This is a genomic window from Paenibacillus selenitireducens, assembly GCF_002021565.1.
In the GTDB taxonomy this organism is placed as follows: Bacteria; Bacillota; Bacilli; order Paenibacillales; family Paenibacillaceae; genus Paenibacillus_K; species Paenibacillus_K selenitireducens.
Window position 1 is genome coordinate 122,220 of the sequence record NZ_MSZX01000003.1, and the last position, 16,147, is coordinate 138,366.

Here is a 16,147-nt window from a genome sequence, read left to right on the forward strand (position 1 = left end):
TTTGACGCATGTTTTCTAAAGAATAAACTAAATGAAGGCGCTGCTTCATCTGAATGATCAATTTATCATATCATTAGAGAGGAATTTCTGAAAAGAGCGGAAGTGAGGATGTGTCTGCTTGATCATTGTAGGATGAATTTCGGCTTGCAAAGTAATTCGATGGTCATTGAAAGATTCTCATGCTAGCATAGAGACAACATAAGAAATAAGAAAGTAGGAATAGTTGTGCCTCGATTACTCTATGCCGCATTAGTGATGTTAAGTCTTATTTGGGGAGGTTCGTTTTTCTTTATTAAGCAGTTGCTGCACGATTTCGGCCCGTGGACGATCGCATTCCTAAGGTCCAGCTTTGGCTTGGTTACCATTACAATAATCATGCTCGTACTAAGGAAGCCATTCGAATTACGAAAAATCCAGTGGTTCCCGATGGCCGTCATGGCTCTCGTCAATACGGCTGTCCCATGGGCAATTATCGGTTTCAGCGAAACTAGATTGTCCAGCAGCATAGCCTCGATTTTGAATGCTACAACGCCGCTATGGACAATCGTCGTCGGTGCGCTGGTCTTCAAGGCGACTACGAACCGGATGCAATGGATTGGCATGGGGGTGGCTTTTGTCGGGCTGGTTATTTTATTGGACATTAACCCGCATTCCATTGTGTCGGTCGATTTGATCGGGTTTATTTGCATGCTGGCAGCTACGTTATGCTATGCGTTCGGCTCCCAGTTGTCCAAGCGGCTCAAGGGCGTGTCCATGTATCAGACGACATTCGGCACGCTGCTCTGCGCCATGTTGGGAAGCGGGACCATGGCTTTTTCGGTCGAACCGGTTAACCTGTCGCGGTTGGCTTCGTTAACGAATATCGGGATGGTCATCGGACTGGGTGTATTTGGTTCGGGCATCGCTTATATTTTGTTTTATTTCATGGTTCAACGAGGAAGTCCCGAGTTCGCGACGATGGTGACTTATCTTGTTCCTGCAACAGCAATCATATGGGGGAGTACGCTGCTGAACGAACCCGTCCATTGGAGCTTATTCGCTGGGCTGGCCTTTATTTTGGGCGGCGTATTCGTATCGAGCAGGACAAGGATAAGTTCGAAGCTTTCTAATCAAGGGAAAACGGTCGGCTGAAATCAGTCGACCGTTTTTCATCTATTCACTTTAAGCTGCTGAGCGAATCGTTACGAGGTTTCTGATTAAGAGGTCATTCATCTAATTATCCGTGCTATGATATGAAAAAAGGATAATTGGGCAGGTGAAAAAAATTAATAAAAACATCATTTACTTTTCAACACTATTCATTTATTTGCTTACATTACTTGTACATATCGTCTTGCACAACATCGACAATGGTCGCAATTATTTAGGGCTTACGATGGTTATTCCACTTTTAATTGTTGTTTTTTATCAAAAAATATATAAGAAACAAAACATAATTCATACATTTGGTATTTCACGCCCAACGATAAAAACACTAGTTTTCTCCATACTATTTCCACTACTTCTAGGGCTATGCTTACATTTTTATTTAAGTATTCTGGATATCCAGTTCTTATTTAATCATGGAAATGAATTAGGATTTCTGCTTCTCATTGGTCTAACGATCGCTTCTTTATCTGCATTATTGGAGGAAATCGTTTGGCGTGGGAATTTTCATTATTATTTAAGACAAAAATATTCATTAACGCAAACAGCAGTGATTACGGCAACGATTTGGTCTATGTGGCATTTACCCATTGCACTCTTCTATAAAACCTATGATTTATGGATTGTGGGAATATTTACTTATGTTGCTATATTATTTATATTATCGATGATTTTGACGTATACAAGAGAGTATGGTCGTTCTGTAGTGTCAGCTGCGATTTTACATGGTATGTTTAATGTTTTTTATTTAACAGACGGGCTGCAAAATGAATGGGTTGTCGAGCGAATGGAATTGACTAAATTCATCTTATTGGCAATTGTGTTCGGCATGATGTGCCTTATTCATCGAAAAATTAAACGATAGGTGCATCATCGAAAAGAAGGCAGTCGAAGTAATCGCAAAATGCTTTTTACTATGCAAGTTCATAGTAGTAAGTAAATTACTACACCGAAAAAATTTCCGTGGCAGAGCGTCTCGATACGCTTGCACCTTACGTAACGTAAGGTTTTATAATAGAGCTACCGGTACATAGCTAGCCCGATGAAAATAGAGTTTGAGAAGCCGAAACCTAAGGAGGAAAATGAATGAACGAACGATTTGTTAAGCATGCGACCTTCGTCGTCGAGCGGACTTATGCCGCTTCGCCTGAGCGGGTTTACCAAGCCTGGGCTGATCCGATTGCCAAAGCCAAGTGGTTTTCGAAGCCGGAGATCTTCGACTTTCAGGTTGGCGGACGAGAGTACAGCAGCGGCGGACCGCCGGATGGGCCGATCTTTACCTTCGACGCCAACTACCAGGAGCTTGTTCCAGAGCAGCGCATTGTCTATACGTACACCCTGGATTCGAACAGCACACGTATCTCCGTCTCGATAACAACAGTCGAGCTGATCAAGGTGGAGGGCGGCACGAAACTGATTTTCACGGAGCAAGGCGCGTTCTTTGACGGACACGATACGCCGGAAGTACGGGAACACGGTACAAACGTCATGTTGGACGCACTGGGCAAGCTATTTGAAGGGGAGGTATGAACATGACAATAGGTGAAAACGAACTTATTGCTACGCGCGAGTACGATGTCCCGCGGGAGCTTGTGTTCCGGGCCTGGGCAACCCCCGATTTGTTAGCCCAATGGTGGGGGCCGCAAGGCTTCACGAATACATTTTACGAATGCGATTTGAGGCCGGGAGGCACGTGGAAGTTCACCATGCACGGACCGAATGGCGTGGATTATCCGAACCATAATGTCTTTGTTGAGATCGTGCCGCATGAGCGAATCGTGCTTGATCATCTATCCGGCCACAAATTTCGGGTAACGGCTACCTTCGATGACCTGGAAGGCCGCACCAAAGTTACTTTCCGTCAGACTTTCAAGGTAAAAGAGGCGTTTGAACAAGCTAAGCCGATCTGCATAGAAGCTAATGAACAGCAGCTAGACCGACTTGGCAAGGTGCTGGCGGAATTGGCCTACTAGCTTTGCAAAGTTATATATGCTTTTACCCGGAAGAACTGCCACTTATGTGATGAGTCTAAAATTGTCGCCGTTCACGATCCCTGTCGGGAATCGGACGGCGATTTTTATTGTCAATATTGATGCCCCGTTCTTTAGTGAATGAGTCCGTAGAGGTTTTCCTTCGTGTAAATGCCCTATTCCTCAATGCAAACAACCATTCTGATCGATAATAAATAAGTAGCTCGTAGGTTTAGTATTTCATTCACTATATATTTTATAATTATGTTGATCAGGTTTTGTGTAGATGAGTGTGTTAAAATACCATGTGGTCTACGAATCTAGGAATATAGACCTACCATGCGAATCGAATGTACCACAAATTATTGTAGAGATATGAAGGTGAACAAAATCATGAACGAAATGTTTACGGGAAAACGACCGCTTCTTTATTCGGTGAATGATATACAGGGAGAATTGATTCAAGAGCGACTGGGCATCGACTGCCACATATCTTATCTCAATTGGAATCCGATATCCGAGCTAGTTGCTCAGTTCGATCGAATGAATCCGGATTGTACGGTTATTTTCCTTGAACCGACAGCAAGTAGTAAAGCAAATCTGGCAGATTGGATGGATCTAAGGCAATATTGCGAAACCCGGTACATCCCCTTTGTTATCATAGGCGAAGCAGACCAAGAGCTCAAAAATGCATTGTTGGCCGATGCGGTTTTCTCCCACCCGGCAGATCCAACAGCACTACAATTGCATATCAAGAAACTCATTGAGAGAAGGCAGCGGATCCTAGATCAAATTTTCATCGATCCGGTAACCGGGGCGAATAATTATCGATATATGCAACGTGAAGTTCAACGACAGCTTCATGATATGAAACGATCCTATGAGACCTTTTCGATGGTCTATTTAGAGGTCGATCCAATACCATCGATAGACCATCATAGCAAAAGGGTTGTGACAAAAGGGTTTGTAGATTTTATTCAGGGCAACATTCGACCGATGGATTGTTTGGGACATCATGCTGAAGCAGGATTTGTCCTCATCTTGCCTAGAACCGTAAAAGAAGACGCTTTGAAATTAATGCGTCGGCTGACTGCGTTGTTCGCCAATGTGCCGATCGATACGCCGCAGGGGACGCAGTACGCTACTTTTTCGGCGAAAGTACGGGAATTTATCGATTCTAGTAACTCGTCGGATGCGTGCTTAGAGATCATGCCCTTCTCGAACGAGACGGACCCTACCGAACGAAAAGGGTTGGTACTGGACGGTAAGATGAACGACGAAAACGTTAAGACCCGCAAGCTGATGGTGGCGATTATTGATGATGACCGATTGATCCGCGAAATGTTAAAGCATCAATTAGCGGATATCGGGGAACACCTGTATGACGTCGAAGTGAAGGATTTTGCCGATGGAGAGGAATTTTTTAACGACCCATGGCATCGGCAAAATGAACGATATTTAGTTATTATCGATCGGATTATGCCGAAAATGGATGGACTGGAGATCTTGGGGAAAATTCGTACAGGTTACGACAGACGAAGATATGTATGCATCATGCTCACGAGTAAGGGAGCGGAAACAGACATCGCATTGGCTATTCAAAGGGGCGCCAACGATTATATAGTCAAGCCTTTTAGCTTAAAGGAGCTTCGTGCGCGAATTAATCGGCTTGTAGGTGGTCTGCAGTGACGTATGTTCTGGTCTTTCTTTTAACTGTCATCTCGCTGGGGTTGCTCCTGGCAGTTTACTTGTATTTGATATTCAGAAAATCGTTGAATCGATGGTACACGAATAAGAGAGAGCGCTGGCTGGAGACTCATTCCGATGACATAAAAACGTATATATATACCGGATCTGGATCTGAACACTTTGTTCCCGAGAAAAGGTATCAGTATGAAGCTTTGGAAGATATGTTTAGCGACCTCCTTAGCAGCGTCAAGTTCGAGAAAGACTTCGAACCGATCGGCGCTTTTGCGCAGCGATATTTTGTGCCGTGGTACCAAAAGCGGCTTCAATCGGGGTCATGGAGTGTCCGCATGAACACGTTGCATTTCATCAATCGCTTCAAAATCGAAGTGATGCAGCCCGACTTGATTCGCCACTTACGCAGTAAACGATGCACGCCGGAAGAAAAATTCGAAATTTTCCTCTTACTGGGGGAATTTGAATGCGATAATCTCATGGAGCTCATGAAGGGCGCAAAGGAACTTCCTGACTTTTGGTTGAACGAGCTGCTGTGCCGACTTGTCTCTCAGGATAACGTGGATACGTACGTGGATGACTTTTTCGATTATACCCCATCGTGGCAGGGAGCGATTCTCGAAGCTGTTCGGGACAAGCATCTGCGTTCGGAAAAGCTGCAACGGCTACTTGTGCAGCTCTTGGAATCGGAGCATGCCGAGCTTCGGGTCAAGGCGCTTAAGACGATTGCCTCGCTAGGCTATCTGTTCACCATTGATCCGTTTATCCAGTGGATGGATAACAATAGGGAGAACGGGATATGGGATCAACCGCAGACAGACGGGGAGAGGCTAATGGCCGCACGATTAATGGGAAGCATTCGTCACGATCGATTTATTCCTTATCTGAATGCGTTGATCGGAGATAGAGCATACGGGGTACGGAGGGAGGCAGCTAAATCGCTTCGAATATATCGACAGGGAAAGAGTATGTTAACCGTGCTGGCTTCCACCCATCCCGATGCTTTCGCCCGTTCCATTGCCCAAGAATGGATAGAAAGGAATCCTGAACATGAATGATCTTACGGAGATATTTCGAATGCTGCTCCTATTCCTTAATAAAGTTATTTTTGTTTATTTTATCGGTATTTGCGTCTTTTATTTGGTTATATTTCTTCTGTCGTACGGCCGGTTGAGAAGAGAGAAGGGACTGCATGGAATCGAGCCTTACAAAAGAATGAAGAGTTCTTCGTTCACTCCGCCGTTATCTATCATCGTACCGGCCTACAATGAAGAAGCGGGCGTTATCGGCACGATTTTGTCACTTATTACCGGCAGCGGAAAGCTGGATTACCCGCAGTTCGAAGTGATTGTCGTGAACGACGGATCGAAAGATCGGACGCTGGAAAAAGTGATCGAGCGGTTCCAGATGGTGCCGGTCAAAAATAAAGTACACCTAAAGCGCAATGGCATTGAGACCCGGCCGATTATTGAAATGTACCAATCGGAAGTTTATCCGCATTTGATCCTGATCGATAAGGAAAACGGCGGAAAGGCTGATGCCTTAAATGCCGGTATCAACCTGTCCCAATATCCTTACTTTGCATCCATTGATGGGGATACCGTCCTTGAACCGGATTCCTTCCTTAAAATTATGAAGCCAATTGTGGAGCATGCGGATGACGAAATCCTTGCTGCAGGAGGGAACGTGCTGATCGCGAATGGGAGCACTGTTGTGAAGGGGCGGGTGCAGGAGACGAAGCTTTCCCGGAAGCCTTTGGTCGTTATGCAGAGCATTGAGTATATGCGGGCTTTTTTAATGGGACGCATCGGATTAAGCCGGGGAAATATGCTGCTCGTTATTTCTGGCGCCTTCGGTGTTTTTAGAACGCAGCGAGTGATTCAAGCAGGCGGGTATAAGGTAGACACGGTCGGTGAAGATATGGAGTTGGTGGTACGGCTTCATCGGATGAATTTGGAGCAAAAGTGGGGAGCCAAAATTGAATACGTTGCCGATCCGATATGTTATACGGAGGCTCCCGAATCAATGAAATTTTTGTACAGACAGCGTACGCGTTGGCACCGGGGCTTATTTGAAAGCTTATGGACCCATCGTCGGATGATGTTTAATAGAAAGTATGGCCTCATCGGGATGGCTGCTATGCCGTTTTATTTTTTTGTCGAATTTCTCGGCCCATTTGTCGAATTTTTTGGCTATCTGACATTAATTATCGATCTAATGATGGATCGGGTTTTCATTCAATATGCACTGATGCTCTTCGCTTTAATGGTTGTGTACGGATCGTTTCTATCCATGGGGGCGGTGCTGTTTGAGGAGTGGCGGCTAGGTAAGTATCCGAAGATCTCGGAACTGAACAGGCTGTTATTCTTCGCTCTTTCGGAGGCTTTCTGGTATCGGCCGATGCTTACATTGTGGCGTGTGCGCGCCATGATGACCCTGCTGTTCGGACGAGCGCAAGGCTGGGGTGAGATGCAGCGCAAAGGGGTCTCAGACTAGAAGGAGGTGTAACGATGAAAAGATCCTGGATACACTGGGCGGTGCTGCTGTTCATAATCATCGCAGCGGCAGCCACGCCGATGGCGGTTTGGAAATGGAAGCCAAGCCAAGTCTTGAATGTGGCAGTATTGGATAAAACGGTTCCCGACGAGACGTTCCGGGAGCATAAGGGGCTGATGTGGCTTCTCAATTATTTCAAATATGTCAAAAATGATCGAACGGCTTATTCCGTCAGCAATGATTATTTCGGCTACGTTCCCGGGGCGGAAGGTTCCCATACCGTACGCGAGCTGAATCTATCCGATAATTATGATCTGCTCTACATAGCGGATACGTATGGCGTGTATAAAGATGATTTGAAGCATACGGCCATGCACGGCAACCGTTCAGATAAAATATACGGCGGATTGCAGACCTCTGATATCAAGCAGATCAAAAATGCGATCTATCAAGGAACCTCTTTGATCGCCGAATTTAACACCTTCGGCAGTCCGACCGATGCGGAAGCCAAAACCGCGCTGTATGAAATCATGGGGGTTCGCTGGTCGGGCTGGATCGGTCGATATTTCCCTGATTTAGCGGGGGGCGGGGAGCTGCCGGATTGGGCCAAGAGCAACTATGAGAAGCAAACCGGGCGAAAATGGACGTTTCAAGGCCCTGGATTTCTCTTCGTCAAGGATGATGACCAGGTAGCTGTACTGGAGGAAGGGAAAGATACCGGGAAGCAGGGCAATGTATTCACGTTGACAGAGAAGGGGAAAACCTTCGTCGGTACGTCGATCGAAACACGGTATAACTACTGGTTTGACATCATCGAGGCTGAGGATAACACAGATATTCTAGCTGATTACCATCTGGATTTGACGGAAGCGGGGGAGAAGAAGCTCAAGGCGCTGGGAATCCCTTCGGTATTTCCTGCGGTGATCAAGAATGCAACGAGCGTGTATACCTCGTATTACTTTGCCGGCGATTATGCAGATAGTAACGATGTACCTGCTTTCTACCAGGCATCCTGGCTGGACTTTGCGTTTCGCTTAATGGCATGGGATTCCGGCAAGAACCAGCAGGGCTTCTACTGGAAGGCGTACACGCCGCTCATGAAGCGGATTCTGGAGGATACGGCGCAGAAAAAGCAGCAGCCACAGGCCGCTCAAGACAATACCCATCCTATTACAGCGGGTGGTGTTACGATGCCAGCCAAAGTGGGCGGCGAATATTTGCAAATCTACCAAGACAACAGCTGGAAAGACGTGCTGATTAAAGGCGTCAACATGGGGATGGGGAAGCCCGGTAAATTCCCGGGGGAGACGGCCATTACGAGAGCGGAATATTTGCGTTGGTTCAAGTACATCGGCGAGATGAACGCGAATGCCATCCGTACGTATACCATCAATCCGCCTGCTTTTTATGAAGCACTTCTCGAGTACAACAGCAAAGCCTCGAAACCGCTCTATGTATTGCATGGAGTATGGATTAATGAAGAGAAGCTTGTCTCCTCCCAAGACGTGTACTCGAAAGAGCTTTGGGCGGAGTATGTCGAAGAAATGAAGCGGACCGTCGATATTATACACGGCCAGGCCGATCTGCCGGCCAAACCGGGACATGCTTCCGGGACGTATCGTGCCGATATTTCGAAGTACGTTCTAGGATGGATACTGGGCATCGAGTGGGATCCGGAGGTCGTTGTCGGGACGAATGACAAGCATCAGGGGATGCCGGATTTCAACGGGCGGTATTTCCGGACGGAGAACGCGTCTCCCTTCGAAGCATGGCTAGCCTCGACGATGGACGAGATCACCGTGTATGAAACGGAGCGTTATAAGTGGCAGCGGCCGATTAGCTTTACCAATTGGCCTACAACGGATATCATCAAGCACCCTTCCGAGCCGCATGAGAAAGAAGATATGGTGTCTGTGAATCCGAATGTGATTTGGGCCAAGCCTACGCTTCAGGCGGGGTATTTCGCCTCTTACCACGTGTATCCTTATTATCCGGATTTTATGAATTATGAGACGAAGTATACGGATTATGTCGATTTCCGCGGAGAAAAGAACAGCTACGCGGGTTACCTGCACGATCTGAAGAAGCTGCACCGCATGCCTGTGCTCATCGCCGAATTCGGCATCCCTGCATCGCGCGGCATGACGCATCGAAATGTACGGGGATGGAACCAGGGAGGGCACAACGAACAGGAGCAAGGGGAAAACAATGCGCACTTATTTACGGATATTACGAACGAGGGCATGGCAGGTGGCCTGATTTTCGCTTGGCAGGACGAATGGTTTAAGCGGACGTGGAATACGATGGATTTGGATAACCCCGACCGTCGGCCATTCTGGTCGAATATTCAGACGAGTGAGCAATATTTTGGGATCATGGCCTTTGAACCCGGGGAGCCAAAACAGGGACTGTATGTGGATGGGGATCCTAGCGATTGGACGAATGCGCACATTTCTCCGGTGCCGATGAAGGGTGCATCCGTTAAAGCTTTGGATAGCGATGATCCGCAGAGGGAAATCAAGCAAATATTCGTATCCCACGATGCGCGAAATGTATATTTCCGAATCGATTTCGGACAAGACGGCGGGCCGTTGGATTGGTCTAAGACAGGGGCAACCATATTGCTTGATACGATCCCGAATCAGGGACAGCACCGGATTCCCGGTGGCAGCGGCCTCACGACGGATGCCGGAATCGACTTTGCCATCGATTTAAAAGGCCCGAATCAATCGCGGATATGGGTCGATAGCTATTACGATTCAACGTATTACCAGTACGCCAATATGCTAAAGATGATGCCATGGCTGGATTATGCCAATCAGAAAGACAATGGAATTTTCCACAAAATGGAGCTTGTGTTGAACAGGGAGATGGATATTCCGAATGTTCGCGGTCGATCGCTGCATCTGCCTCTAGAAACCTATGAAACCGGGCAATTGCGCTATGGGAACGGGAATCCCGATAGCCAGAGCTTTGATTCTCTAACAGATGTGGCTTTTGATGAAAAAACGAACATCGTCGAGGTGCGGATTCCGTGGCAGCTGCTCAATGTGAAGGACCCGAGTACCCGCGAAATTATGAGTGATCTATGGCAAAAAGGTTTTCATGCAGCCGAGGAAACGCCAGGCATGAAGATTGCTGTGCTTACGTATCGCCCGGATTCGCAGCCAAACGAAGACGCTCCAGGGGGCAAGCATATTTCGTATGCGATGCCGGGCTTGACCGGTAAAGTGCTTCGATCCAAAGACATGTTCAACTATCAATGGGATAAATGGGAAACGATGGTGTATCATGAACGACTCAAACAGTCGTATTATATATTGCAGGATCTGTATGAGAGGATTGAAGTACCGAACCAAGAAAAGTGACAAGCTTTCTGGAATCTTGGTCAAGGGGCTATCATATCGCTTGTGGAAGATTTAATTAGAAGACCCTCCTCGAAAAATGATCGGGGAGGGCCTTGCTTATAAGTATTTTTACAGCAATATTCAAATTCAGTACTAACAATTGGATATTTTTATGATATGATATATGAATAGTCCTCACATTGAGGAAATCGTTTTTTGAATCTACAGTTCCTCCCCCTGAGGACATCTGTTTTTTACTCTCAGGTTGCTTTTTTGCTGTTAAGGCAAACCAAAGCCACTACCCTTGCAAGTACCTGGGTTAAGGCCTTGGTTTTTATGTATTCCTAGGATTTTATGTCATCACCTAAAATTTATCGGTTTTTAATAGCATGTAACTATCATATAATAGTAAGTAAATATCTTAATCAATTCATATATTAGTGAGAGCCTAAGCAGGTGAGAGCGCCTACATCATTTCTTTCAAATACTAGCGTGTAAGGACGGTAAACATGAGCGACAGACAAACCGAAACAGACGTTATTTTAATTGGTGCCGGAATCATGAGTGCGACTTTGGGAACTTTGCTGAAAGAATTAGTACCGGACTGGAAAATTACAGTGTTTGAGAAGTTGGCAAGTGCAGGAGAGGAAAGCTCTAACGAATGGAATAATGCAGGAACGGGGCATGCAGCACTGTGCGAGCTTAACTACTCAGACGAAAAACCGGACGGATCCATAGATATCAGCAAAGCTATAAATGTTAATGAACAGTTTCAAGTTTCAATGCAGTTTTGGTCTTATCTTGTAAACAGCAATCTGATTCGTAATCCGCAAGACTTTATTATGCCATTGCCTCATATGAGTATGGTACAAGGGGAACAAAATGTAACGTTTTTGAAAAAACGTTTTGAAGCGATGTCAGGCAATCCGCTGTTTCAAGGAATGGAATTTTCCGATGACCCGAAAAAACTGATGGAATGGATTCCGCTTATTATGAAAGACCGTACATCGAATGATCCTATTGCGGCCACAAAAATTGACTCTGGGACGGACGTCAACTTTGGCGCTTTAACGCGCATGTTGTTCGACCACTTAAAGAATAAAAACGTTGATATCCATTACAAGTATAGTGTTGATGATATTAAACGTACTAGCGATGGCTCGTGGGAATTGAAAGTATGGAATGATAGCGGTGAAGTCGAACGCCATACTGCAAAATTCGTCTTTATCGGCGGCGGGGGCGGAAGTCTTCCTTTACTTCAAAAATCCGGCATTCCTGAAGGAAAACATATTGGAGGATTCCCGATAAGTGGACTATTTATGGTGTGTAATAATCCGGAAGTTGTAGCACAGCATCATGCCAAAGTATACGGCAAGGCTAAGGTTGGTGCACCTCCAATGTCTGTTCCGCATCTTGACACCAGATTTATCGATAATAAAAAATCGCTGCTCTTTGGACCGTTTGCCGGTTTCTCACCAAAGTTCTTAAAAACCGGTTCCATGTTTGATTTGTTAGGTTCTGTAAAACCGAATAATGTGACAACGATGTTGGCGGCAGGTGCAAAAAATCTCTCATTGACGAAATACTTAATCCAGCAAGTGATGTTATCGAAAGAAAAGCGGATGGAAGAGTTGCGAGAGTTTATCCCGAGCGCCAAAAGCGAGGATTGGGGTTTGATGGTAGCAGGCCAGCGTGTGCAAATCATTAAAGATACGGCCGCCGGCAAAGGAACGCTTCAATTTGGTACAGAAGTGATCAGTGCCGAAGATGGCTCGATAGCTGCATTGCTAGGCGCATCTCCGGGTGCTTCTACCGCCGTACCCGTCATGCTTGAAGTCATAAAAAAATGCTTCCCTCAACATATCCAAGCGTGGGAGCCAAAAATAAAAGAAATGATTCCTACTTATGGCGTGTCCCTGTTGAAAAACCCGGAGCGTATCCGCGATATTCATGCTTCAACAGCGCAGACGCTTGGTCTAACCAATGAACTGCAACCCATCATGTAGAAAGTACAAAGAATACAAATGAGTTAAGCGGCCTTCATCCTAAATTTTATGGGACGGAGGCCTTTTCGCTTTGCCTGCAATCTTCGTAACAGCGTGGTGAACCTTATCATAAATCATGGTAAAGTGGAGAGTAGATAACGTGATCTACGCGATGAAAGGAACGAAACATGAAAGAAATATTGTTCAAGTACATGACGAGATTGACATCCCTGAACGAAGAAGAACAACAGGCTATTGTTGAAGATATCCTTATTGAGGAATACAAAAAAGGAACAGCTCTCCTTAGACAAGGGGATGTTCCTACGAAATGTTATTTCGTGTTGAAGGGATGCGTAAGGCAGTATTCGATTAATGAAGCGGGAAAAGAGGTCACATCCAATTTCTACACAGAAGAGCAAGCCATCACGATCTTCAATTCTCATAAACAAGATAAGTCATCCGAGTACACCTTTACGTGTCTTGAAGACTCGGTATTGGTCGTTGGCGATCTAGCGATCGAAGAGGACATGTATAACAAATATGATCAATTGGAATCCATGACACGCAAGATGATTGAGGAGAAGTTCGGTCAAGTACAAGATGAATATGCTGCTTTTATCGCTTCTACACCTAAAGAACGCTTCAGGTCACTATTACTGAACCGACCTCATTTAATCGATCGCGTCCCTCAACATCAATTGGCAAGTTATCTCGGAATTACCCCCGAGTCATTAAGCAGAATCAAGAAGCGAGTCCATACAGACAATCATTAAGCAGATGTCAGGCCGTTATAGGGACTTTCCCACCTTTGAACAGCAGCCATAACCCAAAACCCAATTCTCCTACAATCATTGGCACAGTAAATACAAATTTAAGTACGGTAATGACCCCATCGTATTGTGGGAGAAACGCGCTACATAGGTGATTGAGCATATAGCCTACACCAGCAATCACCAATAAGATACTAATGATTTTAGGTATGCCGTTTGATTTGATAGCCACATAGCCTACAATGAGCAAGTGCCCGCCGAAAACAATTAATCCAATCGACCATATAGATTCGAATGCTTCAAGAAATAGCATCATAAGTGATTGAGTTTGTTCGATTTTAAATGAGGATAAATCGTTTGTATGCCTCGAGAGAAGCAACACAAATATCAAGTTCAGTATGGCGATTCCCAATATAGCAGTATAGGTAAGACGGAACCACGCACCAAGCAATGAAAGGCTTTTATTAATTGGCTCGAGAAAAATATAGAAAGCCCACGCGACCACAATGTCACTAGTCAGGATGATGACCCAGCCCAAGATTTCAGCTTTGAAAAGCGTACTTGATGACATGATATGATGAAATGTGGCACTGGCATCTCCTTGTACCACAAGGCTTGCATGGACAAAGCCATACGAAAAAAATGAAGCAAGTGTCATGATGATAAGCGATATGCCCGCAATCAGAGCAGATTTTCGCTGATCCGTTCGTTGTATTCCTGTGTTAACCATCAAATAACCCCCTAGGTGTTTTGTGTTAATCTCATTGTAATAGGAGGGTAATAAAGGTTCATTGACTTAAATCAAGGGAAATTCGTATTTCAGGGGAGGGTAATGGATGATTATTCTAAAAGATATCGGGAGGTTCGAGACGCTCCCGGAAATCGCGATGCACATTTACAAGGGGAATATTCCGGCTTTGCAGGCTGCAATTGCAGCAGGCTGGGATATTGAAGAAGGCATCGTACTTAGCAGGCATACCACATTAAGCCCGTTGGATTTGGCATTAATATCGCAGAAGCTGGAGGTTGTTAAGCTGCTGGTAGAGCACGGCGTCAACCTGAATGTCCATCATAATCCGGCTTTTTTGCTAGCAGTACGTTATTGCAAGGAAGACACCGTTCGCTACATTACAGCGCAAGGTGCTAAGCTGGACAAGCTCAATCAAGTCGGGTCAGGCGCATATTCACAGGCCTACTATGGCAACAAAAACAATATCCCGCTCATTCATGAGCTGGGATTAGATATTAAGCTGCATGGTGGTGCTGTATTGCGCCAAGCCGTGTCGAATCATGACTTGAAGACGATCACTTATCTCCTCGAGCATGGGGTGGACATTAATTATAATAAACCGAATATGGTCTATCCTTATCAAGCGACTCCGTTAACCGTTGCAACGCGAATGGGTAATCTAGCTATGGTAAAATATTTGATTGAGCGCGGCGCGGACGCTACTTTAGCGGAAAAGGACGGCGAGCGGCCGTATACGATTGCGGTCAGCAATAAGGATACAGTCTTGGTTGACTATTTGAAATCGCTGGAGCCGGCCGAGTTTCATAATGTGGAGAACAAAAAGTATGAACTGAAAAAATATAAATTGACCGATGAACTGGTCCGCTTTCTTACTGGAGACAAGCTGCGCCTCGGGCTAGCGCAAAATGAATATGAAATCAGGTATATCGACTTTTTCACATTGACCGATACGATTGAGATGAAAGTCGGCCGGCAAAAGCTGCTGCGTCTGTCAGCCGATATCGATAATTACTCCGATCTGCAGCTCGTGTGGAATCCGAAGAAAAAAGGCCTGGTAGGCTGTTATGACATGGAGCATCAGGCTTATGCGGATTTATGCAGCTTTACAGAGTTCCTCGCGCAGCCTGAAATGTACCTCATTAAGTTCCTTGAGGGAGAGTTGTAAATGATTCCTGAATGAAATCATTCCGGGTCTACGAGCTGGTTCGTATTTTGATGTAAACGGAACAGCAGAGAAAGCTGCTTGGCGAGAAAAAGTGGCGTGTAAGGCATATCATTGCGAAGCCAGCAGACAATGGTACCGATGAAGGCGGAGGAACCGTACCAGATTGCAATATCTTTCGGAACGATCACAGCCGAAGAAGGTGAAGAATCGTCTCGGTTCTCGCTTCTGCTAGTGATAATATCAATGATCAGCTTCATAAGCCGATCTGTAAAGACCGGTATACGTTGTGAAGCGAGCAGCACCTTGTAAAATTTTGAATTTTCCGCGATATGCTCAAGTATTTTGACCAATATGGACCAATCCATATCTGTGGGATGAGGCTGACTCCGAATATCATTCAGGACAGCATGAATTTCATTAATCATGTCATCCGCCATCTTCTCAATCATGTCCGGAACATCCCGGTAATGGAGATAGAAGGTAACACGATTGATGGTAGCGCGTTCCGCAATGCGATTGACGGTTATTTTCTCAAGTTCAATCTCCTGAAGCAAATCGATAAATGCATCTCGAATCAATTGGCGCGTGCGAAGTACACGTCGATCTGTACGCGGTGATGTTGTTGACATGGGCCCTCATTTCCTTTCCCCTTCTTCATACGACAATTAAATCCTGTTTGTAGTATATTTTCAGAATAGACGACAGATTCTAATCATCTGTAAACTAATAGACATTTTTTGAAAATCTGTTGTTTGTGAAATATAAGAGAGATAACTATAATCTTTTACATTGAGTTTATTATACTACAAAGTGTTT

At 45.3% G+C, this 16,147-nt stretch carries 13 protein-coding genes; 11 read left to right on the forward strand and 2 right to left on the reverse strand.

Annotated features, from left to right (window positions below):
- The first annotated feature begins 225 nt into the window (after window positions 1–225).
- From BVG16_RS08360 to BVG16_RS08405, 10 genes are all read left to right on the forward strand, one after another.
- On the forward strand, window positions 226–1,131 hold the full coding sequence (locus BVG16_RS08360) for a DMT family transporter (RefSeq protein ID WP_078498101.1): 906 nt from the start codon (window positions 226–228) through the stop codon (window positions 1,129–1,131).
- A gap of 124 nt (window positions 1,132–1,255) precedes the next feature.
- Window positions 1,256–2,011: a CPBP family intramembrane glutamic endopeptidase gene (locus BVG16_RS08365; protein WP_078498102.1), complete on the forward strand. Its 756-nt coding sequence runs from the start codon at window positions 1,256–1,258 to the stop codon at window positions 2,009–2,011.
- Window positions 2,012–2,232: 221 nt separating this feature from the next.
- Window positions 2,233–2,676, forward strand: coding sequence for an SRPBCC family protein (locus tag BVG16_RS08370; protein ID WP_078498103.1), 444 nt, complete (start codon window positions 2,233–2,235; stop codon window positions 2,674–2,676).
- 2 nt (window positions 2,677–2,678) lie between these two features.
- The gene (locus BVG16_RS08375) at window positions 2,679–3,119 is read left to right on the forward strand and encodes an SRPBCC family protein (protein ID WP_078498104.1); all 441 of its coding nucleotides are present in this window, start codon (window positions 2,679–2,681) and stop codon (window positions 3,117–3,119) included.
- Between the two features lie 390 nt (window positions 3,120–3,509).
- Window positions 3,510–4,805: a GGDEF domain-containing response regulator gene (locus BVG16_RS08380; RefSeq protein WP_158081648.1), complete on the forward strand. Its 1,296-nt coding sequence runs from the start codon at window positions 3,510–3,512 to the stop codon at window positions 4,803–4,805.
- Complete coding sequence (locus tag BVG16_RS08385; protein ID WP_078498106.1) at window positions 4,802–5,875, forward strand: HEAT repeat domain-containing protein; 1,074 nt, start codon at window positions 4,802–4,804, stop codon at window positions 5,873–5,875. Before BVG16_RS08380 ends, BVG16_RS08385 begins: the two co-directional genes overlap by 4 nt.
- A complete protein-coding gene (locus tag BVG16_RS08390; protein WP_078498107.1) occupies window positions 5,868–7,313 on the forward strand; it encodes a glycosyltransferase family 2 protein in 1,446 nt (481 codons plus the stop codon). Before BVG16_RS08385 ends, BVG16_RS08390 begins: the two co-directional genes overlap by 8 nt.
- 14 nt (window positions 7,314–7,327) lie before the next feature.
- The gene (locus BVG16_RS08395; protein ID WP_078498108.1) at window positions 7,328–10,681 is read left to right on the forward strand and encodes a hypothetical protein; all 3,354 of its coding nucleotides are present in this window, start codon (window positions 7,328–7,330) and stop codon (window positions 10,679–10,681) included.
- A gap of 488 nt (window positions 10,682–11,169) precedes the next feature.
- Window positions 11,170–12,666 carry a malate:quinone oxidoreductase gene (locus BVG16_RS08400; RefSeq protein ID WP_078498109.1) on the forward strand — a complete coding sequence of 499 codons (1,497 nt, stop codon included), beginning with the start codon at window positions 11,170–11,172 and terminating at the stop codon, window positions 12,664–12,666.
- A 167-nt stretch (window positions 12,667–12,833) separates the two neighbouring features.
- Window positions 12,834–13,418: a Crp/Fnr family transcriptional regulator gene (locus BVG16_RS08405; RefSeq protein ID WP_078498110.1), complete on the forward strand. Its 585-nt coding sequence runs from the start codon at window positions 12,834–12,836 to the stop codon at window positions 13,416–13,418.
- 7 nt (window positions 13,419–13,425) lie between these two features.
- Here BVG16_RS08405 and BVG16_RS08410 read toward each other — a convergent pair whose 3' ends face one another.
- Window positions 13,426–14,145, reverse strand: coding sequence for a DUF4386 domain-containing protein (locus BVG16_RS08410; protein ID WP_078498111.1), 720 nt, complete (start codon window positions 14,143–14,145; stop codon window positions 13,426–13,428).
- Window positions 14,146–14,251: 106 nt separating this feature from the next.
- Here BVG16_RS08410 and BVG16_RS08415 point away from each other — a divergent pair, with 106 nt between their 5' ends.
- Window positions 14,252–15,331 carry an ankyrin repeat domain-containing protein gene (locus BVG16_RS08415; protein WP_078498112.1) on the forward strand — a complete coding sequence of 360 codons (1,080 nt, stop codon included), beginning with the start codon at window positions 14,252–14,254 and terminating at the stop codon, window positions 15,329–15,331.
- Between the two features lie 17 nt (window positions 15,332–15,348).
- Here BVG16_RS08415 and BVG16_RS08420 read toward each other — a convergent pair whose 3' ends face one another.
- Window positions 15,349–15,960, reverse strand: a complete 612-nt coding sequence (locus BVG16_RS08420; protein ID WP_078498113.1) for a TetR/AcrR family transcriptional regulator — start codon at window positions 15,958–15,960, stop codon at window positions 15,349–15,351.
- Between the last annotated feature and the right edge of the window lie 187 nt (window positions 15,961–16,147).